The organism is Streptomyces sp. NPDC043854, assembly GCF_056436005.1.
Genome location: NZ_JBWKDK010000003.1, coordinates 20,557 through 43,245, shown reverse-complemented (window position 1 = coordinate 43,245; position 22,689 = coordinate 20,557). Strand labels below are relative to the sequence as shown.

Genomic DNA, 22,689 nt, shown 5'->3' with positions numbered 1-22,689 from the left:
TGGCCTCGTGACGCTCATGCCATAACGGGCCCAACTCGGCAATGAGTTCACCGATCACGCCGGCCGACAGCCCCGTGATCCGGAGATTGCTGACGATCGCTGCACGAGTCACGGTCCTCACCACCCGACCGTGATCAACCATCCAGGGCTCGACGTCTCACCGCTTACCGTGCACGAGCTCGTTGGCAAGTGAGGTTCTTCGCCACCCCACACACGCATTCGGCCCCGAGACCGCGGACAGCGGTCTCGGGGCCGAATGGCTGGGTGCGGGTCAGCGCCCGATGAGGTGCTGCTGGTCCTGCGGCCGCAGGCGCAGGCTGTGCTGACCGCCGTCCACGGCGAGCATCATGCCGACGGAGGCGCTCGACAGCGGGCTCGCCAGGTAGGCGATCGCGCCCGCCACCTCGTCGGCCGTCACCAGGCGGCCCGGCGCGAGGAACTTGAGCAGCGACTCCCGGGCAGCCTCCGGATCCGCCGTCCCCTGCAGCTGGGTCTCCACCCACGGGGTGTCCGCCGTGCCGGGCGCGACGCAGTTGACGCGCACGCCCTCGCGGGCGTGGTCCGCCGCCATGGCCAGGGTCATCGAGTACACGGCGCCCTTGCTGGCCGAGTACAGCGCACGCGTCTGGTGGCCGGCCCACGCCACGATCGAGCACGTGTTGACGATCGCCGCGGCGGGCGAGCGGCGCAGATGCGGCAGGGCATACCGGGCGACCCTGACCATGCCGACCACGTTGACGTTCAGGACGTTCAGCCACTCCTCGGAGCTGTTCGTGGCGACATCGCCGACCGCCGGTATGCCGGCGTTGTTCACCACGATGTCGAGGCGGCCGAACCGCTCGACCACGGCCTCCACCGCCGCCTCGACCTGGGCGTCATCGCCGACGTCGGCTTGGACGCCGAAGACGTCGTCCGGAAGGCCCTCCGTCTTGAGATCGAGGACGGCAACCTTCGCGCCCCTGCTGGTCAGCAGTTTCGCTGTGGCCAGACCGATGCCCTGGGCACCGCCCGTGACGATCGCCACGAGTCCTTCGAAGTCACTCACCGGTTCTCTCCTGTCACATGTGGAACTATCAGGAATGCGCGACGGCCACCACGTCATCCGGGCGGCGCAGTCGCAGACAGAGCTGGGCGCTCACCAGCCCGAGGACGCCGACCATGGCCCACAGCGCCCAGGGCGCGAGCGTGTACAGGGCGCCGCCGATGACCGGTCCCGCGCCCGTGCCGATCGTGTACGCGGCGCCGTACAGCCCCTGGTAGCGCCCGGTCATGCCCGGCGGGGTCAGACTCGCCAGATGGGCTTGGGCGACGGAGGAGTACACCATCTCGCCGATCGTCCAGATCAGCACCGTCACCGCCAGTAGGCCCATGCCGGTCGTGAACCCGGTCAGTGCGAGACCGACACAGGTGAACAGGTTGCCGACGGCCAGGACGTAGTGCGGCCGGTACTTGGAGACGACGCCGATGAGAGGCAGTTCGAAGAGCACCACCAGCACGCCGTTGAGCGCCATGAGGAGACCGAAATCGCGGGCGTTCATGCCCACGTCGCTGACGTGCAGGGGCAGGCCGACGGTGGTCTGGATGTAGACGAACATGGCGAACACGCTCATCAGCAGAAAGCGCACCAGGGTGCGGTCGCCGAGCGCATCTCGGTACCCGACCGCCGTGTCCTTCTCCTTCTCCGTCTCCTCGGCGTCGGTCTGCGCAGTGGGCGTGTCCCGCAACAGCACGGTCACGATCAGGCCGAACAGCAGCAGCGCTGCGGCCTCGCCGAGGAAGAGCCCCACATAGGAGATGCTGGCGACCACGCCTCCGACGGCGCCGCCCAGGGCGACGCCGATGTTCTGGGCGAACCTCAACACGGCGAAGGAAGCCAGCCGTTGGTCCGCAGTCACAGAGTCGACAAGCACCGCGGCCATGGCCGGCCGGTGGATCTGCGACACCAGGCCTATGAGACCGACCAGCACGACGATGAGCGCGATCGGGCCGACGAACGGCACCAGCGCCGTCAGGCCCGCGGTGGCCACGACGGACAGCAGGATGGCCGGGCGCCGGCCAATGGTGTCGGTGAGGTGGCCGCCGATGACGCTGCCGAGCACACTGCCCACGCCGGACGCGCCGAGGACGAGCCCCGCGGCCGACGAGGAGTGCCCGTCCCCGGCCAGATAGAGCACGATGAACGAGGGCAGGAAGCTGCCGGCGCTCAGGATCAGGCTGCCGAGACTGACGACCCAGACCCGACGGGGCAGGCCGCGCAGCGTGTCACGGAGCCGCGGTTTGTCTACGCTCGGCTGGTCCGACTCCATGGTACTCACGCCGTGTCTCCTTTGTTCCGTGTCTTGCCGCCTTCTCGGACCGAAAGGGACGCTACGATCGCGCAGACTCCCCTGCGTCCGCGGCAAGTTCATTGTGTGGCACACATTACGCTGACCCTCTCCCACCTCGGCTAATCGCCTGGGTTACCCCAGCGCGGTCCGGGTCCGTGCCACTCTCGATGTTGGACCGGATTTTCTTGATACCGTCCTGGGAGCTGAGGAATTTTTCATGCCACTTGACCCGATCTACAGGGGAATCAGGGACTATCGCGTCGCCACCGGATTCACGCCGCTGTACACCATGCCGGTGGACCAGGCCCGGGTGGCAGACCGGGATACCGAAGCCGAAATCTGGGATTGGGTAAAAGAACCCAAAGAGGTATTCGATTTCGACATCGACGGTCCGGCGGGTCCGCTGACTCTGCGGGCGTACCGCCCGCAGAGCGAGAGCGCGAACGACGGCCCGCTCCCCGTGGTGGTGTACTTCTTCGGCGGCGGCTGGGTCGTCGGATCCCTGGACACGTGCGAGGCGATCTGCCGCGCGGTGGCCAGCCTGACCCCCTGCGTGGTCGTATCCGTCGGCTACCGGCTCGCGCCCGAGAACCCGTTCCCGGCCGCAATCGACGACTGCTACGCCGCCCTGGAGTGGGTGGGCGAGCACGCGTCCGAACTCGGCGCCGACCCCGCCCGCATAGCCGTGGCCGGAGACAGCTCCGGCGGCAATCTCGCGGCGGTCATGGCCCTGATGGCCCGGGACAAGGGCGGGCCGAAGGTCTCCGCTCAGGTGCTCGTCTACCCGCCGACGCGCAATGACGCCACGACGCAATCCATGCGGGACAACGTCGATCCGATGTTCTTCAACGCACAGTCGTCGGCCTGGTTCTGGGGGCATTACCTCGCCGATCCCGCCGACGGCGAATCTCCCTATGCCTCACCTGCCAAGGCGGCCGATCACAGCGGACTTCCGCCGACTCTGCTCATGACCGCCGAGTACTGCCCCCTGTACGACGAGGGCGAGGAGTACGCGAAGACGCTTTCCAACGCGGGTGTGCCGGTGGAGTTCCACCCGCACAAGGATCTGCCGCACGGCTTTCTCCAACTCTCGGCGGTGCTCGAGACGTCCAGGAACGCGATGCGTCTGATCGCCGATTTCCTGCACCGATGGACGAGCTGACATGAGGATGGCTGAAACCCGGCGCGTGGTGCTGCGTGCGCCCAGGTATGTGCTCGGCGAGCTCGCGACGGATCACTCCGCGATCGAGGGATTCGCTGAATTCATCGACGAGCGACGGATGTTGCCCGATGCCGGAATGTGGGGCTGGGGCACCGTACACCGCACGGAACTCGACACGGCCGCGCTCGCCGTACAGGCGGGCCGGCAGACCCTTGACGCGGCGGGCATCGCACCGGACGAGATCGACGCGCTCGTACTGTGCTCCACCACGTTCCCCGGCGAGGTCGGGGCGCACGGTGACCTGATCGCGGCGGTCCTGCGCGGCCTCGAACTCAGCGACGTCCCGGTCACCGGGATCACCCTGAACCGGTGCGCGACTCTGCTCACCGGTCTGCAGACGGCTGCCACCATGGTCGCCGCGGGCCGGCACCGGACCGTGCTGGTGATCACCACCGACGCGGTGCCCGACGAGTCCGCGCGGCTGGCCGACTTCGCCCTGTTCAGCGACGGCGCGGCCGCCTGCCTGGTCTCGCAACGGGTGGACAGCGCTCCCGAGTCCTACGAGTGGGTCGCCGACGCGCACGCTCAGGATCCGGCCTCCATGCTCCGGGGCACCGAGATCAGCGCCGACCTGGCCAAGACGGCCAACCAGCGGCTCTTCGCCGAGGCCGGCATCGGCGTCGAGGAGATCGACGGGCTGCTGCACAACAACATCTTTCTGCCGATCGTGATGATGAAGGAGCTCCAGGCCGGGTTCCACCCGTCCCAGCTGGACACCTCCAACATCACCAGGGTCGGGCACTGCTTCGCCGCGGACCCGCTGATCAACCTCGTCGACCGGCAGTCGGCCGGCGGTGTCCGCCCGGGCGGGCTCTACCTGCTGGCGTCGAGTGTGTCAGGGCTGCGGATGTGCGTCCTGCTGCGGGCCGCATGAGTCGCCCCCGCCTCCAGTCACCCAACGAAGGAGTCACCGAAGTGCACAAGAGTGTCGACGCCGAGCCCACCACGCTGTCGTGGCTGCAGAACACTGTCCGGGAGGTGCTGCAGCTGTCCGAGCCCGAGGAGGTCGCTCCGCGGACCCTGCGCGAGCTCGCCGCCACCTCGCTGCAGACGGTCGGCGTGCAGTACCGCATCCTCCAGGAGACCTCGGTCCAGGTGGAGATGAGCGAGCTGATCGGCGACAGGAGCATTGCGGACCTCGCCCTGCTGATCGACGGACGCAGGCAGAACGCCGCGTAACACACGGTTGCGCAAACAAGTGGCCGGGGGCACAACCGCCCCCGGCCACTCGCGTGCTGAGCGACGGCTGGCAGCATGATGCCGCCCCCGTCCTTTGACGGGGGGCGGCATCATGCTGCCAGCCCTCGCTCACGCGTACGACAACTGCGGCGTCATCGAGGCCTTGAGGTTCGCCAGCTCCGCGGCGGTGGGTGCCGTGATACGCAGCCCGGAGATACGCCCCGGCTGCTTGCCGTCGAAGGCCCGTACGGCCACCCCGTGGTCGAGGAAGAACCGGTGCGCCTCGATGGGGTCGTCGACGGCGATGAAGCGGTAGTGCACGGGGACGCCGCGTACCAGGCCGGGGAACCGATCGCCGATGATCTCCTCCAGGATGAGGGCGTTGGTCAGCAGCGCGGACCGGGTGCGGTCTTCCCACTCGGTGTCGGCGAGGGCGGCGGTTGCCAGCGCCACATCGACGTACGAGAGAGCCCAATTGCGCTTGCGCGCCGACACCTTGGCGTGGATCTCCGGGTTCAGCGTCCACAGCGCGCCAGTGCGGGTGCCGGCGATGCCGAAGAACTTGTTCGGGGAGCGCAGCACGACCACATTCGTCAGGCCGGTCTGCGTCATCGAGAGTTCGCGGTGCTCGGGCAGGAACTCGATGTACGCCTCGTCAACGATGAGGACCGAGTCCGGGTTGGCGCGACAGATCTCCACCAGATCGTCCCGGTGCAGATAGAAGCCCAGCGGATTGTTCGGGTTGGACAGGAAGACGTAGGGATGGTTTCGCATTCCTGCGGCCACACGGTCCAGACGCGATTGGGGCGTCTCCACGGTACCCGACGGCGGGTCCAGATGCGTGGGGAACCAGCGGATGGTGTCGGTGTAGTCGGGCGTGACGACGGCGACCTGCTCCGTCGGCAGAATCTCGGCGAGGACGCGGATGAACTCGGTGATCCCGCGCCCGGGTATCAGCCGCTCCGGCGCCGTCCGCATGAAGTCCGCGTAGGCCTCGGTGAAGCGCTCCTCGGATCCGTAGGGGTGCGCAAGGAGATGCTCCGGCTTGATGGACCGCAGTGCGGCTACCACGACGGGAGGCGGGCCGTAGCGGTTCACGCAGGTCCCCAGGTCCAGGTACTCCCGGTCGTGGAAACCTCTCAGGTCCCCGCCCTGGGTGTTCACTGCAGTCGGCGTGTTCTCGATCAAGACATGTCCCTACAGACGTTGCGGATGAAGGTGTGAACTGCTCAGGGGGTACGGCGTCACACGGCGGACGGCATGAGGACGGCTCTCAACTCGTCCAGATATCCCGGGACCTCGAGCAGAAAGGCGTCATGACCGGCGCTCGACGTGGTGTCCCGGTAGTGGGTGACCTCCGTAAGCCCCGTGGCCGTCAGCTCGTCCAGGAGTTCCCTGGTGACGTCGCTGCCGAAGAGCCGGTCCGAGGCGAAGCTGAACACATGGACCGCGGGATCGGCGTCCGGAGACAGGGCGTGCGGTCGGGCGAAGGCGTTGAACCGGTCCATCGCGCTCGTAAGGTGGAGATAGGTGTTGGCGTCGAAGCGATCCACGAACTTGTCGGCCTGGTGCTCGAGATAGCGCTCGACGGCATACCGTCCGTGCGCCGGGCCGACGGGCTCGGGGCCGATCTGGACGGAGCGCCCGAACTTGGCCTCCAGTGATTCGGGAGACATGTACGTGAGGTGGGCGACCATCCGCGCGATCCCCAGGCCCCGTCGGGGGCCCGACCCGAAGAGGCCGTCCACGTAACGGCCGTCGTCGAACTGCGGGTCGGAGCGGATCGCCGCCCGGCCGACCGCGTGGGCCGCCAGACCGTCGGTGGTCAGCCGGGGCGCCGTCCCGATGAGTACAAAGCGCCTCGCGTCGCCGGGATGGCGCAGCAGCCACTCCAGCGCCTGCATGCCGCCCAGCGAGCCGCCGACCACCGAGTGCAGGCGGCCGATGCCGAGATGCATGAGCAGCGCTCGGTGCACGGTGACGATGTCCGCGACCGTGATCTCGGGGAAGTCCGGTCCGAGCGGGCGGCCGGTCGCCCCTGGGGACAGCGGCCCCGTCGTTCCCGCGCAGCCGCCCAGCACGTTGGCGGACACGACATGGAAGACGTCGGTGTCGATGGGGCGGCCCGGGCCGACCATCACGTCCCACCACCCGGGGATGTCGTCCGGGTCGTGCTGCGCCGGGTGTGAGTCCCCGGTCAGGGCATGGCAGATGAACACCGTGTTGTCGTGGTGGGGCGACGGGGTCCCGTACTGCTCGTAGGCGACCTGCACGTGGGAAAGCGAACGGCCCGACTCCAGAATGAGCGGACAGTCCTGGGTGAAGAGAGTGGCGACCTCCAGATGACGGCTGAGAGCTGCGGGAAGGCCGAGGGTGATGGCCCTGGGGTCTTCGGTGACGAGAGACGTGTTCAAGGTTGTCAGTTCTCCAGAAGTCAGCGGCCCGCCGTGTGTTTCCGGACGGCCTCACCGAAAGCGTGGAAGATCCTCCTCGACAGCGGGTCCGTGGTGGCGTACCACTCGGGATGCCACTGCACGGCGAACCCGAAGGGGTGGCCGCCGTCGGTGACGGATACCGCCTCGATGACGCCGTCGGGAGCTACGGCTTCGGTCCGAAGCCCCGCGCCCAGACGGTCGATCGCTTGGCCGTGGAGGGAGTTCACCCGAGCCGAACCGACGCGGTCGGTCAGCTCGTCCAGCGTTCCACCCTCGACGATCCGAATCTCGTGGGCGGGAAGGTACTGCTCGTCCCGCGGCAGCGAGAGGTCCTCGCGATGAGCCCCCGATTCGAGGGTGCGCAGGGTGCCGCCGTGGGCGACGTTCAGCTCCTGCAGCCCTCGGCAGATGCCGAGGAGGGGGAGACTGGCCTCGACGGCCGCCGGGATCAGCGCAAGCGCGAGTGTGTCGCGATCGGGGTCGAACGGGCCGGGCCCGTTCGACGCCGCGTAGCGCTCAGGCGCGACGTTCGTCTCATGGCCGCCGAGCACCAGTCCGTCAAACCGGTCGAGGCGGGCAGCGAAGGTGTGGCCGGCCCCCGGGATGAGGGCGACATCGCACTCGGCCACCTCCTCCAGCGCGGCGACGTAGGCGTGGCGCACCGCGTCATGCCGTACGTCGTCCCAGGTCTCGGCCGAGCATGCGAGAGCGACGAGCGGCCGGGTCATGAGCGGTCCAACGCCTGACCGAGGTCGGCCAGCAGATCGTCGATGTGCTCGATGCCGACGGCGAGGCGGATGGATCCCTGGGTGACTCCGGCAGCGAGCTGCTCCTGCTCGGGAAGCTGGGCATGGGTGGTCGAGGCCGGGTGGGTGGCGAGTGAGCGGACGTCACCGACGTTCGTCGCATGCGAGATGAGCCCGAGCGACTCGATGAACCTGCAGCCGGCCTCGCGTCCGCCGGTCAGCTCGAACTGGATGAGCGGGCCGCCGTTCGCACCGAAGTAGCGGGCGGCGAGCTCGGCCTGCTCGCCGGTGGCGAGACTGGGATGGCGCACCGCGCCGACCTTGGGGTGCTTCTCGAGGAAGCGTGCCACTGCGGTCGCGTTCTCCCCGTGGGCGCGCATCCGCAGGTGCAGCGTCTCCATGCCCTGGAGCAGCAGCCAGGCGTTGAACGGGCTGAGGCAGGGGCCCAGGTCACGCATCAGGGTCTCGCGGGCCTTGAGCAGATAGCTGCTCCGCCCGAGCGCAGTGTCCAGGTTCTTTCCGGTACGCGTCCACACCGCTCCGCCGTGCGCCACGTCCGGCTGGGTCAGCAGCGGGTGGCGCTCCGCGTGGGCCTCCCAGTCGAAGCGTCCGGAGTCGAGGATGAGCCCGCCGAGGGTCGATCCGTGCCCGCCGATGTACTTGGTGGCGGAGTAGACCACGACGTGGGCACCGTGCTCCATCGGCCGGCACACGTACGGGACCATCGTGTTGTCGAGGATCAGTGGCACACCCGCCTGCTCCCCCAGCTCGGCGACGGCCTCGATGGGGAACACGCTCAGCCGCGGATTGGGCAGTGTCTCCCCGAAGTAGCAGCGGGTGCGCTCGTCCGTGGCGGCAGCGAAGTTCTTCGGGTCCGAAGGACTGACAAAGCGGGTCTCGATGCCCATCCGCTTGAAGGTGTTGGCCAGCAGATTCCACGTGCCGCCGTACAGCTCATTGGAGCTGACGATGTTGTCCCCGGCCTGGCACAGGTTCAGCACGGCGAGCGCGATCGCCGCTTGCCCGGAGGCCACGGCGAGCCCGGCGGCGGCCCCCTCCACGGCGGCCATGCGCTCCTCGAGCACATCGCACGTGGGGTTGTTCAGGCGCGTGTAGGCATGTCCGTCCTGCTGGAGGTCGAAGATCCCGGCCGCGTCCGCCGTACTGGGCAGTTCATACGCGGAGGTCTGGAAGATCGGCGTGACGATCGGCGGTGTGATGCCGAGCCGCCATTCGTATCCGCCGTGAATGGCCGCTGTCTCCGCGGTACGGAATGTCTTGGCCTTCATGACTGCCTCATGCTGCGACATTCTTGTACTCCTTTTCCCGGACCATGGAGCGGACTATCGCGGTGATCGCGCTCGGCTGCCCCTGTGGACCGCGGTGCCACAGGCCACCGAACTGAGCGTCCACCTCCGCGTACTTGGGATCGCGCATGCGTATCTCGCGAGCCTGCGGCAGATTGTAGAAGGGGGTACGCGGGTCGAGATGATGCTCCAGGTGGTAATGGTCGTTGTGAATCCCGGTCAGCAGCCGCTCCCACAAGCGGCTCTTGCGGTTGCGTGTCATGTAGAGGTCGACCGAGCAGTCCCGCACCAAAGGAGTGTGCTCCGACAGCTCGATGTACCAGCCCAGAATCTGAAAGCTCGTCAGGTACGGGACAACCCAGAAGAGCAGCAGTCCGATGAGCCAGTCCCCCTGCCAGGCCGCACCGACTACGGTCGCCCAGAAAACCCAGAATCCGAGCCCGTCGAGAATCCGCTTGCGCCGCTGCACGGGGTTGGCGGAGGCCGACGTCTTCTCCGCCCCGGTGAGAATCCGGTAGCGGTTGCGGACGAGATAACGGATATAGGCCCACGTCTGGGAACCGAGCAGCGGCATCAGCACGACCCGCCGGATGTACGACGGTGCCGTGTCCTGCCGATAGGCCCCCTGCTCGATGAAGAAACGCAGGTCGGGATCGAGCTCGGGGCTGCCGAGGCGAGGGTGGTGCGTGTAGACGTGCGACACCTTGTACGCGTAGTGCTGCTGGAAAATCGGGTATGCGGTCAGCACGGTGCCGACGAACATCTGCAGCCTGCGATTCGATATGCCGACCCCGTGCGCACAGTCGTGAAGAATCGTCGACAAGCCACGCTGTCTGGCACCGATGACGAGGGCTGCCAGCGGATAGAACCAATACGATCCGTACACGCACAGCAGGACACAGCCGGCCATCCACACCAGGTCCGCGAGCCATGCCAGCAACGCGCGTACATTGTCAGGCTTGTTCAACGCCTTCAGATCGCGTTCCACATCTGCCGGAAAGCGATACATGGTGTATCGCCGACCCGTGTACGCCCAGGTCGTCGTGTCGGTGGTCACTCACCCTCCTTGCCTCCACCTCGGTGGCGGTTCTTCACGTTGGGATTTCGTTGATCTGCCGCGCCGACGGGACAATAGAGATGCGCATCCATCGTGCACGTCCGCGACAACCGACTTCGCGGTTACGTGTCACGCTGACCCTTCTCCGCCGCCGACTGCGGATCCTGCTTACCTGGTCGTTCAACTCGCCTGCGGCGGCGTGATGCGGTAATCGACTTTGTTCTGGACGGTCTCCACACGCTCACGCAACTGACTCACGGAATCGGCGATGACCGCGAAGCGGAGGAAGAAGTTCTCCTGCTCCAAGTCGGTGATCTGGTAGCCGTTGGTGATCTGTGCGCCGACCACGCCGGGCAGTTCGCGCAGATCACCCTCCGTGGTGTGCACCTCGACAGTGCCGAGCTCGTGGCCTTCCATGTCGATCCAGCCGATGACCGGCCGGTCTCGAAGAGGAATCGGACCATCCAGCGTGAATTCCCCCAATGCCATGGAGACCAGCGCCTCGATCGGGTCGATCCCACTGATCTCGCGGACCGCTGCGGGGATCATGCCGCCGCCAGGGCGTGGATTGATCTCGATGAGCTCTGTGCGACCGTCCTCGGCGGCCCGGCCCTCCAAGTGCAGCCAGACCTGGTCGAGACGGAGGTCGGTGCAGAGCGTGGTGATCCTCTCGCACAGGACGCGCACACCCTCGCGCACGTGATCCTGCTGAGGCGGATGAAACTCGAGTCCCGCGTCATGGTGCCTGACGTCGTCGTGCTCGGGCTTCTCGACTGCCAGGACCGGATGGAACCGGCCTTCGACGACGGGGCCGTCCACGGAGAATTCGACTCCGGGCAGGTACTCCTCAGTGATCAGCTCAGTGTCGGCCAGGCCGGCTTCGGTCAGGCGGTGCCGGTAGGCGAGAAGCTCCTGCGGACCGTCCGCTCGGCTGACCAGCCGCGAGGCCCCGGAATCACGCGAGGGTTTGACGATGACGGGGAAGAAGTCCACTGTCGCCGGGTCGTCGGAGAAGCGAATGCCGGACAGCCCCAGGGCCTGCATGCGCTCTCGAACCAGCAACTTGTCGAGCAGCACATGGCGATTCTCGTCGGCCCCCGGAATGCCGTAGTGCGCGGCCAGGCCCATCTGCCAGGGGGCCAACGATTCGAGCATGTTGACGACGGCGACGGGGACAATGCCACGCTGTTCGAGCCGGGTCGTGAGTATGGACAGGTCCTCGCTGCCCCAGTCGACCACGACATGGTCATCGCATGTGTCGCGGTGACGGTTGTCAGGCAGTTCGGAGACCAGCACCGAACGCAGCCCACGGGCTCGCAGCTGTTCGGCGACAAGGGCCACGCCGCCGAAATGCAGCTTGGAGAAGATGAGTACGGATTTCACGCCGCGACCCTCCAGGGTTGGTGTTCGGCAGTGATGAACGATCGATTGATGAACAGGGCGGACCCTGCCCCTCACGGACCGGAACCGGGTGCAGGTTCTGCGTGTTCAAACGCTCGCCACCCTCCGGCGAAGAAGCCGGAACAGAAGGACGCGCCGTGACATGCCGGTCCTTCTTTCAGGGTGACACGGACGGAATTGCTGCCGAGTAATCGAGACGCGTAGTCATGCGGCCGGAATGTCATCCCGATGCGTCATCGGGAATGCTTTTGCCGCGGACGTGTGCGGGGCGGATGGGTTCGTAGGTTGCGTTTTCGATGCGGCGGACGGTTGCGCCGGTCAATCAGGCATGTGTGAGTGAACGGGAGAGGGTCGCATGGCCGTGGCCTTGAGCGAATTCGTGATCGGGGTGGAGTCGTGATACGGGTGGCGGTGGCCGGAGCGGCCGGCTATATCGGCGGGGAGCTGCTGCGGTTGCTGATCGGCCACCCCGAGGTCGAGGTGGTCGGCGCGGTTTCCTCGCGTTTCCCCGGCAAGCGGGTCGACGGAGTGCATCCAAATCTGCGGGCCTCCACCGATCTGCTGTTCTGCTCCGCCGACGAGGTCGGCGAGTGCGACGCGGTCTTCCTGGCCCTGCCGCACAGGGCCGTGATGACCCAGATCGAGTACTGGACCCAGCGGGCCGAACTCGTCATCGACCTGACCGGTGACTTCCGCCTCGACGACGCGTCGACCTTCGAGCGCTACTACGGCGAGGAGCACCAGGCCCCGCATCTGCTGGACGCCTTCGTGCCCGGCCTGCCCGAACTGCACCGCGAGCGACTGCGCAGCGCGAACCTGATCAGCGTGCCCGGCTGCATGGCCACGTCCGGCGTGCTGGCCCTGTACCCGCTCGTCGCGCACGGTCTGATCGACACCGGTGCGGGCGTCCAGATCGACGCCCGCACCGGCTCCAGCGGCTCCGGGTCCACCGCCGGCCCGGCGAATCTGCACGCCGAACGCAGCGGCGCGATGCGGGTGTTCGCTCCCACCAGCCACCGCCACGAGGCGGAGATCTCCCAGCACCTGGGAGTGTCGGCGACGATGACCGCCACCGGCGTCGAGGCCGTCCGCGGGGTCCAGACCCTCTGCCACGCCACCCTGCGCCCCGGCGTCGACAAATCCGCCCTCCGGCGGGCCTATCGCCAGCAGTACGCCGAGGAACCCTTCGTCCGCGTCGTCGCCCACCAGCGCGGCATCTTCCGCTATCCCGACCCGAAGATCCTCCTGGGATCCAACTTCTGCGACGTCGGTTACGCCCTCGACGAGGACACGGGACGCCTGACCACCATCGGCGCCCTCGACAACCTCGTCAAGGGCGGGGCGGGCAACGCCGTCCAGTGCCTCAACATCCGTATGGGCCGGCCCGAAGCCCTCGGCCTGACCTTCCCCGGCCTCCACCCCCTTTAGCCCCTCCCGCCCTCGCCCACCGGAGAGATCGTGACCACCGCACCACTCACCGTCGTCAAATGCGGCGGCAATCCGGCCGTCGACGCCGCGGGCATCTGTGCCGACATCGCCCGCCTCGTCCACGAAGGGCACTCCATCGTCCTGGTCCACGGAGGCTCCGGAGAGATCAGGCGGCTCGCCGGGGAACTCGGCGTCCCACAGCGCACGCTCGTCGCCCCGGACAACGTCACCACGCGCTACACCGACCCGGCCACGCTCGAAGTGGTCGTCCTCGCGCTGACCGGCGCGGTCAAACCCAAGCTGGTCGCCGAACTCGCCCGCCACAACGTGCCCGCGGTCGGACTCACCGGCATGGACGGCGGCATGCTCCGCGCCCGCCGCAAGTCCGTCATCCGCTCCGTCGTCGACGGCCGCACCGTGCTGATCCGCGACAACCACAGCGGCCGGCTCACCACAGTCCGGACCGAACTGCTCGAGACGCTGCTGCGCATCGGCCATGTCCCGGTTGTCTCGCCGCCCGCCATCGACGAACACGACCACCCGGTCAACGTCGACGCCGACCGCGCCGCGGCGGCCCTCGCCGTCGCGCTCGGCGCCGACCAGCTCCTGCTGCTCACCGGGGCACCCGGCGTACTCGCCGACCCCGACGATCCCACCAGCGTGCAGGGCACCCATCACATGTCCTCGACCGGCCCGCCCGACCCGTCCGCCACCGGCGGCATGGCACTCAAGCTCATCGCCGCACGCGAGGCACTCGCCGGCGGAGTCGGCACCGTACGCATCGCGGACGGACGTACCCCCGACCCCGTCAGCCAGGCGCTCGCAGGTGCCGGCACCACGGTGCATATCGCCCCTGCCGACGAGCCGGTCCACAGCTCCCGCGAAACGGAGATCCGCGCATGACCGAACCGAATGGCAAACCAGCCGCGTGGCAGGGCGGCACGGTCTGGCTGACCGGACTGCCGAGCGCAGGCAAGACCACCATCGCGGTGGGCCTCGCCGAGCGGCTGCAGGCCGAGGGACACCGAGTGCAGGTACTCGACGGCGACGAGGTCCGTGCGGCGCTCTCGGCGGAACTGGGCTTCTCGAAGGAGGACCGGGACACCAACGTGCGCCGGATCGGCTACGTGGCCGGGCTGCTCGCCGCGCACGGCGTCACCGTGCTGGTGCCGGTGATCGCTCCGTACGCGATGTCACGGGAAGCGGTGCGTGACCAGCACGCCGCACAGGGCGTCCCCTATCTCGAGGTGCATGTGGCGACTCCGGTGGAAATCTGCGCGGACCGGGACGTGAAGAGCCTGTACGCCATGCAGGCCGCGGGCGAACTCAGCGGCCTCACCGGCGCGGACGACCCCTACGAGGCGCCGGTCCGCCCCCAGCTGCGCATCCACACGCAGGACCAGACCGTCGAGGAGTCGGTCCGGCAGGTGCACGCGCTGCTCACCGAGCGAGGTCTGTCATGACCGTCGTGACCCCGGCCGTGCTCACCGGCCCGCAGCACTCCCCAGCACCGTCCCCCATGGCCCATCTCGAAGCTCTGGAAGCCGAGGCGGCACACATCTTCCGTGAGGTGGCGGGGGAATTCGACCGGTCGACGCTGCTGTTTTCCGGCGGCAAGGACTCGATCGTCATGCTGCACGTGGCGCTCAAGGCGTTCGCCCCGGCGCCACTGCCGTTCTCGCTGCTGCACGTGGACACCGGCCACAACTTCCCCGAGGTGATCGCCTACCGCGACCGCATCGTCGAGAAGTACGGCCTCCACCTCGACGTGGCGTCCGTGCAGTCGTACATCGACGACGGAAGGCTCCGCGAGCGCCCCGACGGCACCCGCAATCCGCTGCAGACCGTACCCCTGCTCGACGCAGTGCGTGATGGCCGCTTTGGTGCGGTCTTCGGCGGCGGCAGGCGCGACGAGGAGAAGGCCCGCGCCAAGGAGCGGATCTTCAGCCTGCGGGACGAGTTCGGCGGCTGGGATCCGCGCCGGCAGCGGCCCGAACTGTGGCAGCTGTACAACGGGCGCCACCAGCCGGGCGAGCACGTCCGGGTCTTCCCCCTGTCCAACTGGACCGAACTTGACGTCTGGCAGTACATCGAGCAGGAAGACATCGAACTGCCGGAGATCTACTTCGCGCACTGGCGCAAGGTGTTCCAGCGCGACGGCATGTGGCTGGCGCCCGGTGACTGGGGCGGCCACCGGGACGACGAGTCCCTGTGCGAGCGCCAGGTCCGGTACCGCACGGTAGGCGACATGTCCTGCACCGGCGCAGTCGACTCGTCGGCCTCGACGGTCGGCGCCGTGATCGCGGAGATCGCAGCGAGCCGGGTGACCGAGCGCGGTGCGAGCAGGGCCGACGACCGGCTGTCCGAGGCAGCCATGGAGGACCGCAAGCGAGAAGGATACTTCTAGATATGTCAACAGGCTTCATGGACAGGGCAGTTCAGGGCGGCACGTCCGACCGGTTCCCGGGTGGCCTGCTGCGGCTGGCCACCTGTGGCTCGGTCGACGACGGCAAGTCCACGTTGGTCGGACGGCTGCTGTACGACACCAAGTCCGTTCTCGCCGACCAGGCGGCGGCCATCGAGGAGGTTTCACGCAGGCGGGGCCAGGACGGGCCCGACCTGGCGCTGCTTACCGACGGCCTGCGGGCGGAACGGGAGCAGGGCATCACCATCGACGTGGCGTACCGCTACTTCGCGACGCCCAAACGGCGGTTCATCCTCGCGGACACACCGGGCCATGTGCAGTTCACGCGCAACATGGTCACCGGTGCGTCCACCGCGGACCTGGCGGTGATCCTCGTCGACGCACGCCAGGGCGTGGTCCCCCAGACGATGAAGCACTGCGCGATCGCGGCTCTGCTCCGGGTCCCGCAGGTCGTGCTGGCGGTCAACAAGATGGACACCGTCGGCTACCGGGAGTCCGTCTTCGCCGAGATCGCGGAGGAGTTCGCCGAGCGGGCCGGCAGGTTGGGCATCGCCGACGTCACCGCCATCCCGATGTCGGCGCTGACGGGCGACAACGTGGTCGAACCGTCGGCACACATGGACTGGTACGGCGGTGACACGCTGCTGTCCCACCTGGAGAATGTGCCGCTCGGCGCAGAACCGGCCGACATGCCGGTGCGGCTTCCGGTGCAGTACGTGGTCCGCAACCCCTCGGGCGACCGGCAGTCGGTGGAGCGCTGGCTGACCGGGCAACTCGCCTCCGGCCTGCTCAGGGTCGGCGACCCTGTGGTCGTGCAGCCGTCCGGGGAGACCTCCACGGTCGCCGGTCTCAGCGTGCTCGGCCGCGAGACCGACACCGTGAGGGCACTTCAGCCGGTGGCGGTCCGGCTCGCCGACGACGTCGACATCTCCCGGGGCGACATGCTGACCGCGGGCCCCGCTCCCCAGACGGTTCGTCACATCAGCGCCAAGGTCTGCAACCTGCACGACCGCCCGCTGCGCACGCGACAGCGTGTGCTGCTCAAGCACACCACCAGGACGGTCCCCGCGATGGTGGAGCAGATCGACTACCGCCTGGATGTCACCGACGCCCACCGGCTGCCCTGCGATGACGTCCTGTCCGTCAACGACATCGGCGGCGTGCGGATCCGCACCGCCGAACCGCTCGCCGTCGACGACTATCTGGAGAACCGGCGGACCGGCTCGTTCCTGCTCATCGACCCGCAGGACGGGGCGACGCTCGCCGCCGGGATGATCGGCGCGTGAGGGCCGGCGCAGGTGGGCTTGACCGGACAGCAGGGCCCAGGACGTCATCGGTGATCACCGCGAGCGCGTCGTCGGCAGTGTGACCACGACCTTCGCAGTGCCCCAGGTCCGCTCCACCCGATGGGTGGAGCGGACCATGACCGCGCGGCCCGGGCCCAGCCTCCCTTGCGGGCGAGCTGTCCGGCGATGCGGCTCGGTGGCCGTGCGCGTGTCCGAACTCTTTCCCACCTCGCCGGCGGCGCCGATACCGCCTGATCAGCTGTCGATCGCTGTCACGTCCGAGCACGTCGGAAGGGCGCGGTGAATGCGGACCGCGCAGGGTTCCGGGGAATTCACCGCAACGGCAGCGGCGTACCCGGTTTCCAGCGGGAGGTCGGTGAGGTGCCAGCCCGGAAGGTCGGCTCGTACGTCGTCCACCGCGAGGCCGCGGCGAAGACCGGTGCCCAGGCCCTTCAGATAGGCTTCCTTGCGAGCCCACAGGCGGGCGAAAGCTGCCGGCCGGTCTTCCGGGGCGGCAGCCTCGACTTCCGCGCTTTCCGACGGATGCAGCAATTGCGCGAGTTGCTCTGCAGCCTCGGGCTCCGGCACGGGCTCCGCATCGACGCCGATCGGAACCGGCGCGACTCCGATCAGCACCAGATCTCGGCTGTGGGACAGCGAGAACTCCAGTGACGCGGAGAGCAATACGGGCCGCCCGTGGGGCTCCCGACAGCATGGGCAGGGGGCACGGGTGAAGCGAAGTGCGTCGGGCGTCGCGCCAATCAGAGCGGACAGGACCACACGAAGCGCCAAGTGGGCAAACCCGTAGAGCATACGGTCACCGTCGTGGGTGAGAGCCGCCATGCGACGACGTTCCCCCTCGTCCAGAACTGATGGATCGAGCCACGAATCCGAGACACCAGCCGGCAGCTGCAGCGCCCAGACGTGCACATCGTCCCTATCGCATGCTTCGGTGCCCGCCATGTCCACAGCCGGTCCCTCACATGCGTTCGAAGGAGCGGAACCGCTCCCAGTCGGTGACCGCGGTGTCGAACGCGTCCAGTTCGACGCGCGCCATGTTCCGGTAGTGCTCGACGACGTCGTCCCCGAAGGCCTCGCGGGCGATCTCGCTGCGTTCCCAGAGAGCAGCGGCTTCGCCCAGCGTCGTGGGGACGGTCGGGACGCGAACGCCGTCGGCGGCGGCGTAGGCGTTGCCCGCGCAGGGTGCCGGCAGGGGCAGCTCGTTCTCGATACCGTACAAGCCGGCGGCGATGAGGCCGGCCACGGCGAGGTGCGGGTTGACGTCCCCGCCGGGCACCCGGTTCTCCAGGCGCAGCGACGGGCCGCGGCCGACGACGCGCAGCGCGCACGTGCGGTTGTCGAAGCCCCAGGCGACGGCCGTGGGCGCGAAGGAGCCGGGCCGGAACCGCTTGTAGGAGTTGATGTTGGGCGCATAGAGGAGCGTGAAATCGCGCAGGGCGGCAAGCTGCCCGGCGAGGAAGTGCTCCATCACCGGGGACATCCCGCCAGGACCGTCCCCAGCCATCACCGGGCGCCCCGCCTCGTTCGTCAGGGAGAGGTGGATGTGGCAGGAGTTGCCCTCACGCTCGTTGAACTTGGCCATGAAGGTGAGCGCCATGTCCTCCTGGGAGGCGATCTCCTTGGCGCCGGTCTTGTAGATGGCGTGCTGGTCGCAGGTGGTGAGCGCCTCGTCGTAGCGGAAGACGATCTCGTGCTGGCCGAGGTTGCACTCGCCCTTGGCGGACTCGACCGTGAGCCCGGCGCCCGCCATCTCGTTGCGGATGCGGGCGAGGAGGGGCTCGACGCGGCCGGTGCCGAAGATCGAGTAGTCGATGTTGTACAGATTGGCCGGGGTGAGGTCGCGGTAGGCGCGCTTCCAGGCGTCCTCGTAGGTGTCGCGGAAGACAATGAACTCCAGCTCCGTGCCCACCTGCGCAGTCCACCTTTGCCCCTCCTTCTCCAGTCCGACCTGGGCGAGGCGCTCGATCTGGCGGCGCAGGATCTGGCGCGGCGCTGCGGCGACCGGCGAGCCGTCGTTCCAGGCGAGGTCGGCGACGACCAGCGCGGTGCCGGGCTGCCAGGGGACGCGGCGCAGCGTGGCGGTGTCGGGCTGCATCGCGAAATCGCCGTAGCCGCGCTCCCAGGACGACATGGCGTACCCGTCGACGGTGTTCATGTCGGCGTCCACCGCGAGCAGGTAGTTGCAGCCCTCGGTGCCGTGCTTCAGCACCTCGCCGAGGAAGAACGGAGCGGCGAACCGCTTGCCCTGCAGGCGCCCTTGCATGTCGGGAAAGGCGAGGATGACCGTGTGGATCTCGCCGCTGTCCACGAGGCGGCGCAGCTCCTCGACCTCGAGCGGGGGGGTTCGGTCAGCCACGGATGGCGCCTCCTTCGGTCAGGGTGTGCTTGAGGTATGGCCCAAAAGCGGCTTCGGGGTTTGTGTTGGCGGCTCCGAGGAAGCGGACCCGGTCCGCAGGGGCCAGCTCTGAAAGCCTGCCGCTGGAGGACCGGGTCCTGTGGAGCCGTCGCGTTCCGGAGTGCCGACTACGCCGCCGTTCAGCTTGCTTGCCGGCGGGTTGCCTCGGACTTACTCGCCCCAGTCCTCTTCGACCTCGGGGGCAAGGGCGAGCACCGTGGGGTTCAGCGCTACGATCTCCAGTTCGCTGCGGCAGCCCACGCACTCCAGAATCTCGTTGAGCCGCACCGAATCGCTGATCTGTACCTGTTCCTCGCACTCCGGACAGGCCTGCGCGGCGGTCATGGTCGTGGTCATGAGATGTATTCCTTTCGATCGGTCTTACCGGAGCGGGCCTCCGTGTCGAGGGCGGTACGGACCGCCCTCACGACCCGCTCCGCGGTGAGGTCGTAATGTGCGACGAGGTGTTCCTGGTTGCCCACCTCGTCGACGAACTGGTCCGGCATCCCCAGCCTCAACACCCGTGTGGGCGCCACCTCCGCCAGTGTCTCGGCGACCGCGCCGCCGAGGCCGCCGCTGCGCCAGTGCTCTTCCAGCGTCACTACGAGCGAGGCGGGCCGGGCCGCGGTCACCAGCGTCTCCGTGTCGAACGGGCGCAGCGTGTGCATGTTCAGCACGGTGGCCTCGATGCCTTGTCCGGCGAGGACATCCGCTGCCGCGAGGCAGGCGAGCACCGGGTAGGGTCCGCAGCTCGCGAGCACCACATCGCCGCCCTGCCGCAGTGTCTGCGCCTTTCCGATGACCGGTGGCGGGGCCGCGGGCAGTGCCGGGGTCGGTTTGCGGCCGAGCCGGACGTAGAGCGGTCCGGCCAGGTTCAGGCTCTGCTCGACGAACGCCTCCGTGGCGGCGGCGTCGGCGGGCACCACCACGGTCATTCCGGGCAGTACTCGCATCACGGCGAGATCTTCCAGGGCCTGGTGCGTCGGACCGAGGTGGCCCGCGGCGAGACCGCCGTGGGTGGCCATGATGCGGACCGGCAACTTGTTGTAGGCGATGTCGATCTTGATTGCTTCCAGCGCCCGGGAGGTGGCGAAGGCCGCCATCGTGTTGACGAACGGGATCCGCCCGCACGCGGCCATCCCTGCCGCCATGCCCATCAGATTCTGCTCGGCGATGCCGAGGTTGAGATACTGGTCGCCGGCGGTCGCGGCGTACTCGGCGTTGAAGAGACCGGTGTCGGAGTCCAGGCAGATCAGCTCGGGATGCCGCTGAAGCAGAGGCAGCAGGCTGTCCCGGTACGCCTCTCGGGTCGCGCGAGTCATCCGGTGGCCTCCATGGCTTGCAGTGCACGGGCCGCCCGCGCGTGATTGCGCGGCGACAGGGTCACGTAGTGACTGGCGCTGCGGCCGGCGAGAAACGGAAGGCCCTGGCCCTTGACCGTGCGGGCGATCAGCACGCTCGGCTTGCCCGGTTCCCACGGTGCGGCGTTGAGATGGTCCGCCAGTTGGTTCGGGTCATGGCCGTCCACGTCGCGGACCGCCCAGCCGAAACTGCGCCAGCGGTCGGCCAGTGGTTCCATCGGGGCGATCCCCTCGGTGGCACCGGTCAGCTGAAGCCCGTTGCGATCCACCACCGCTACCAGCCGGTCGAGGCGCAGCGACGCGGCCGCGATGGCCGCCTCCCACACCGATCCCTCCTGGAGCTCGCCGTCACCGAGCAGTACGAAGGTGCGCGAGTCACGGCCGGCGGACCGAGCGGCCAGCGCGAACCCGCAGCCCAGCGCGAGTCCGTGACCGAGCGAACCGGTCGGCAGCTCCACACCGGGCACCGCGCGAACCGGATGGCCCATCAGCCTGCTGCCGGGGCGTCCGTATCCGGCGAGTTCCTCGACCGGGAAGAAGCCGTGTTCGGCCAACGTCGCGTAGAGACCGACGGCGGCGTGGCCCTTGCTGAGGAGGAAGCGGTCGCGATCCGGGTCGTCCGGCCGCTGCGGGTCCACTTTCAGCACCGAGGAGTACAGCGCGGCAAGGATGTCGGCGCTGGAGAACGCGCCGCCGAGGTGGCCGCCTTCGGGCCCCGCGCACATGTCGACGACGTGGGAGCGGATGCGTGCGGCGACCGCCTGAAGGGTGTCCCGCTCCCGGACCTGGGTGACGGTCATGAGGCCGCCTTCGCGAGCGTGGCCACCATGTCCCTGTTCGCCCAGACCTTTTCGAAGGCGTCGGCGTACAGGCCGAGCAATTCGCCCGCGCCCGGGTGCAGATGGCGCTTCTGGATGGTGAGCGAGTCGGCGATGACCGCACGGGTCACCGGGTAGCCCTTGCCTGCGGTCGTGCCGGACGCGCCGGTCACGGACCACGGGTAGCCGGAGCCAAAGCCGACGCGGTCCACGAAGACCTTCTGGTCGGGCAACGGCATCAGCTGGTATTGCGACATCGGTACGCCCTCGGCGCGCAGCAGCCGCCGCAGTGCCGAGCGCAGCGCCTCGGGCCGCACGCCGTCGAGGCCGAACGCGGCAGGGTCGAAGCGGAAGCGCAGGATGTGCCAGGCGTGGGTGGTGTCCGGCAGTGCGGTCGGCACCGTCAGGCCCGGCAGCTCGGCCAAGCGTGCGAGGAAGCCGGTGACGTTCTCCTGCCGGGCCCGTTCGTAGGCATCGAACCGGTCGAGCTGCGCAATGGTGAAGGCGGCCTGGAGGGCGTTCATCTTGTAGTTCCAGCCCAGGCCGTACGAGATGTAGTCGCGATCCCGGCCGGCCACGATGTCCTCGCCGAACTGCCGTCCGCGGCGGATCTCCGCGGCCAGTCCGGCGTCCTGGGTGACCACCAGGCCGCCCTCACCGCAGGTCGGTATGTTCTTGCTGACCTGGAGGCTGAAGGCGCCCGCGTCACCGATCGCGCCGACCGGCCGTCCGCGGTGAGTCGCGCCGGGAGCCTGGGCGGCGTCCTCGACGATCGCGAGGCCGTGCTTGCGGGCGATCGCGGTGAGCCGGTCCATGTCGGCGGGCGCGCCGTGCAGATGCACGGGGATGATCGCCTTGGTCCGGTGGGTGATCCGGCGCTCGACGTCGTCCGGATCGATGTTGAAGGTGACCGGGTCGATGTCGGCGAAGACCGGCACCGCCATCTGGTGCACGGGGGCGAGCCCGGTGGCGATGAAGCTGAACGCGGGCACGATCACCTCGTCGCCAGGACCGATGCCGAGCGCGGCCAGGGCGAGGGCCAGGGCGGCGGTGCCGTTGGACACCGCGACGCACGTCTCGTGGCCGAAGCGGCGGGCCCAGTACTCCTCGAGTTGGGACACCGCGTTCACGCCGTCGGTGTCCGACACCAAGCGGGGGCCGTCGAGTGCGTCGAGGACGGCCTTCCGGTCCTCGTCCTCGATCAGCGGCCACTGCACATGGCGTCGGTCCCTTGGCACGGACGCCGTACCGCCGAACGCTGCCAGCTTGCTCATCACTCTC

The 22,689-nt window shown here is 68.4% G+C and carries 22 protein-coding genes; 8 read left to right on the top strand and 14 right to left on the bottom strand.

All coding sequences use genetic code 11. The features are described 5' to 3' along the window. Positions 1-271: 271 nt before the first annotated feature. Entirely contained in the window at positions 272-1,045 is a 774-nt protein-coding gene (locus tag AC068A_RS03705) for an SDR family NAD(P)-dependent oxidoreductase (protein ID WP_478580195.1), read from the bottom strand. A gap of 28 nt (positions 1,046-1,073) precedes the next feature. Further along, a complete protein-coding gene (locus AC068A_RS03700) occupies positions 1,074-2,306 on the bottom strand; it encodes an MDR family MFS transporter (RefSeq protein WP_478580193.1) in 1,233 nt (410 codons plus the stop codon). Positions 2,307-2,544: 238 nt separating this feature from the next. On the opposite strand from AC068A_RS03700, the gene AC068A_RS03695 reads away from it, so the two are divergent. The 3 genes from AC068A_RS03695 to AC068A_RS03685 are packed head-to-tail and all read left to right on the top strand — an operon-like array spanning position 2,545 to position 4,728. Beyond that, positions 2,545-3,489, top strand: coding sequence for an alpha/beta hydrolase (locus AC068A_RS03695; RefSeq protein ID WP_478580190.1), 945 nt, complete (start codon positions 2,545-2,547; stop codon positions 3,487-3,489). 1 nt (position 3,490) lies between these two features. Further along, complete coding sequence (locus AC068A_RS03690) at positions 3,491-4,423, top strand: beta-ketoacyl-[acyl-carrier-protein] synthase family protein (protein WP_478580188.1); 933 nt, start codon at positions 3,491-3,493, stop codon at positions 4,421-4,423. 41 nt (positions 4,424-4,464) lie between these two features. After that, a complete protein-coding gene (locus tag AC068A_RS03685) occupies positions 4,465-4,728 on the top strand; it encodes a phosphopantetheine-binding protein (RefSeq protein ID WP_478580185.1) in 264 nt (87 codons plus the stop codon). A gap of 129 nt (positions 4,729-4,857) precedes the next feature. On the opposite strand, the gene AC068A_RS03680 is transcribed toward AC068A_RS03685, so the two are convergent. The 6 genes from AC068A_RS03680 to AC068A_RS03655 form a co-directional block, all read right to left on the bottom strand. Next, a complete protein-coding gene (locus AC068A_RS03680; protein WP_478580182.1) occupies positions 4,858-5,916 on the bottom strand; it encodes an aminotransferase class I/II-fold pyridoxal phosphate-dependent enzyme in 1,059 nt (352 codons plus the stop codon). 56 nt (positions 5,917-5,972) lie between these two features. Next, positions 5,973-7,142: a homoserine O-acetyltransferase MetX gene (gene metX / locus AC068A_RS03675; protein WP_478580180.1), complete on the bottom strand. Its 1,170-nt coding sequence runs from the start codon at positions 7,140-7,142 to the stop codon at positions 5,973-5,975. A 20-nt stretch (positions 7,143-7,162) separates the two neighbouring features. Beyond that, positions 7,163-7,891, bottom strand: coding sequence for a gamma-glutamyl-gamma-aminobutyrate hydrolase family protein (locus AC068A_RS03670; protein ID WP_478580177.1), 729 nt, complete (start codon positions 7,889-7,891; stop codon positions 7,163-7,165). After that, the gene (locus AC068A_RS03665; protein WP_478580174.1) at positions 7,888-9,219 is read right to left on the bottom strand and encodes an O-acetylhomoserine aminocarboxypropyltransferase/cysteine synthase family protein; all 1,332 of its coding nucleotides are present in this window, start codon (positions 9,217-9,219) and stop codon (positions 7,888-7,890) included. The genes AC068A_RS03670 and AC068A_RS03665 overlap by 4 nt, the downstream gene beginning before the upstream one ends. Then, the gene (locus tag AC068A_RS03660; RefSeq protein WP_478580171.1) at positions 9,206-10,273 is read right to left on the bottom strand and encodes a fatty acid desaturase family protein; all 1,068 of its coding nucleotides are present in this window, start codon (positions 10,271-10,273) and stop codon (positions 9,206-9,208) included. Before AC068A_RS03660 ends, AC068A_RS03665 begins: the two co-directional genes overlap by 14 nt. Positions 10,274-10,453: 180 nt before the next feature. Next, positions 10,454-11,656, bottom strand: coding sequence for an ATP-grasp domain-containing protein (locus tag AC068A_RS03655; protein WP_478580170.1), 1,203 nt, complete (start codon positions 11,654-11,656; stop codon positions 10,454-10,456). A gap of 414 nt (positions 11,657-12,070) precedes the next feature. Here AC068A_RS03655 and argC point away from each other — a divergent pair, with 414 nt between their 5' ends. The 5 genes from argC to AC068A_RS03630 are packed head-to-tail and all read left to right on the top strand — an operon-like array spanning position 12,071 to position 16,813. Further along, positions 12,071-13,102 carry an N-acetyl-gamma-glutamyl-phosphate reductase gene (gene argC, locus AC068A_RS03650; protein ID WP_478580167.1) on the top strand — a complete coding sequence of 344 codons (1,032 nt, stop codon included), beginning with the start codon at positions 12,071-12,073 and terminating at the stop codon, positions 13,100-13,102. Between the two features lie 30 nt (positions 13,103-13,132). Continuing rightward, positions 13,133-14,005 (top strand): [LysW]-aminoadipate kinase, encoded by an 873-nt coding sequence (locus AC068A_RS03645; protein ID WP_478580166.1) that lies wholly within the window; start codon positions 13,133-13,135, stop codon positions 14,003-14,005. Continuing rightward, positions 14,002-14,565, top strand: coding sequence for an adenylyl-sulfate kinase (cysC, locus tag AC068A_RS03640; protein WP_478580165.1), 564 nt, complete (start codon positions 14,002-14,004; stop codon positions 14,563-14,565). Before AC068A_RS03645 ends, cysC begins: the two co-directional genes overlap by 4 nt. Before the next feature lie 56 nt (positions 14,566-14,621). Beyond that, complete coding sequence (cysD, locus tag AC068A_RS03635) at positions 14,622-15,509, top strand: sulfate adenylyltransferase subunit CysD (protein WP_478580846.1); 888 nt, start codon at positions 14,622-14,624, stop codon at positions 15,507-15,509. 17 nt (positions 15,510-15,526) lie between these two features. Beyond that, positions 15,527-16,813 carry a sulfate adenylyltransferase subunit 1 gene (locus AC068A_RS03630; protein ID WP_478580844.1) on the top strand — a complete coding sequence of 429 codons (1,287 nt, stop codon included), beginning with the start codon at positions 15,527-15,529 and terminating at the stop codon, positions 16,811-16,813. Between the two features lie 255 nt (positions 16,814-17,068). Here AC068A_RS03630 and AC068A_RS03625 read toward each other — a convergent pair whose 3' ends face one another. From AC068A_RS03625 to AC068A_RS03600, 6 genes are all read right to left on the bottom strand, one after another. Then, positions 17,069-17,776, bottom strand: coding sequence for a 4'-phosphopantetheinyl transferase family protein (locus tag AC068A_RS03625; RefSeq protein WP_478580163.1), 708 nt, complete (start codon positions 17,774-17,776; stop codon positions 17,069-17,071). A 16-nt stretch (positions 17,777-17,792) separates the two neighbouring features. Beyond that, positions 17,793-19,190, bottom strand: a complete 1,398-nt coding sequence (locus AC068A_RS03620; protein WP_478580161.1) for a glutamine synthetase family protein — start codon at positions 19,188-19,190, stop codon at positions 17,793-17,795. 210 nt (positions 19,191-19,400) lie between these two features. Next, the gene (locus AC068A_RS03615; RefSeq protein WP_478580159.1) at positions 19,401-19,586 is read right to left on the bottom strand and encodes a lysine biosynthesis protein LysW; all 186 of its coding nucleotides are present in this window, start codon (positions 19,584-19,586) and stop codon (positions 19,401-19,403) included. Then, positions 19,583-20,551, bottom strand: coding sequence for a transketolase family protein (locus AC068A_RS03610; protein ID WP_478580156.1), 969 nt, complete (start codon positions 20,549-20,551; stop codon positions 19,583-19,585). The genes AC068A_RS03615 and AC068A_RS03610 overlap by 4 nt, the downstream gene beginning before the upstream one ends. Then, a complete protein-coding gene (locus tag AC068A_RS03605) occupies positions 20,548-21,390 on the bottom strand; it encodes a transketolase (protein WP_478580154.1) in 843 nt (280 codons plus the stop codon). The genes AC068A_RS03610 and AC068A_RS03605 overlap by 4 nt, the downstream gene beginning before the upstream one ends. Then, positions 21,387-22,682, bottom strand: coding sequence for a DegT/DnrJ/EryC1/StrS family aminotransferase (locus AC068A_RS03600; RefSeq protein ID WP_478580151.1), 1,296 nt, complete (start codon positions 22,680-22,682; stop codon positions 21,387-21,389). The genes AC068A_RS03605 and AC068A_RS03600 overlap by 4 nt, the downstream gene beginning before the upstream one ends. Positions 22,683-22,689 lie beyond the last annotated feature (7 nt).

Excerpts from the sequence above, each read along its gene's own strand:
- AC068A_RS03665 (WP_478580174.1), bottom strand. The coding sequence starts at position 9,219 with ATGTCGCAGCATGAGGCAGTCATGAAGGCCAAGACATTCCGTACCGCG.
- AC068A_RS03695 (WP_478580190.1), top strand. The coding sequence starts at position 2,545 with ATGCCACTTGACCCGATCTACAGGGGAATCAGGGACTATCGCGTCGCC.
- AC068A_RS03670 (WP_478580177.1), bottom strand. The coding sequence starts at position 7,891 with ATGACCCGGCCGCTCGTCGCTCTCGCATGCTCGGCCGAGACCTGGGAC.
- AC068A_RS03690 (WP_478580188.1), top strand. The coding sequence starts at position 3,491 with ATGAGGATGGCTGAAACCCGGCGCGTGGTGCTGCGTGCGCCCAGGTAT.
- AC068A_RS03605 (WP_478580154.1), bottom strand. The coding sequence starts at position 21,390 with ATGACCGTCACCCAGGTCCGGGAGCGGGACACCCTTCAGGCGGTCGCC.
- cysD (WP_478580846.1), top strand. The coding sequence starts at position 14,622 with ATGGCCCATCTCGAAGCTCTGGAAGCCGAGGCGGCACACATCTTCCGT.
- AC068A_RS03625 (WP_478580163.1), bottom strand. The coding sequence starts at position 17,776 with ATGGCGGGCACCGAAGCATGCGATAGGGACGATGTGCACGTCTGGGCG.
- AC068A_RS03630 (WP_478580844.1), top strand. The coding sequence starts at position 15,527 with ATGGACAGGGCAGTTCAGGGCGGCACGTCCGACCGGTTCCCGGGTGGC.
- AC068A_RS03600 (WP_478580151.1), bottom strand. The coding sequence starts at position 22,682 with ATGAGCAAGCTGGCAGCGTTCGGCGGTACGGCGTCCGTGCCAAGGGAC.
- AC068A_RS03615 (WP_478580159.1), bottom strand. The coding sequence starts at position 19,586 with ATGACCACGACCATGACCGCCGCGCAGGCCTGTCCGGAGTGCGAGGAA.
- cysC (WP_478580165.1), top strand. The coding sequence starts at position 14,002 with ATGACCGAACCGAATGGCAAACCAGCCGCGTGGCAGGGCGGCACGGTC.
- AC068A_RS03610 (WP_478580156.1), bottom strand. The coding sequence starts at position 20,551 with ATGACTCGCGCGACCCGAGAGGCGTACCGGGACAGCCTGCTGCCTCTG.
- AC068A_RS03700 (WP_478580193.1), bottom strand. The coding sequence starts at position 2,306 with ATGGAGTCGGACCAGCCGAGCGTAGACAAACCGCGGCTCCGTGACACG.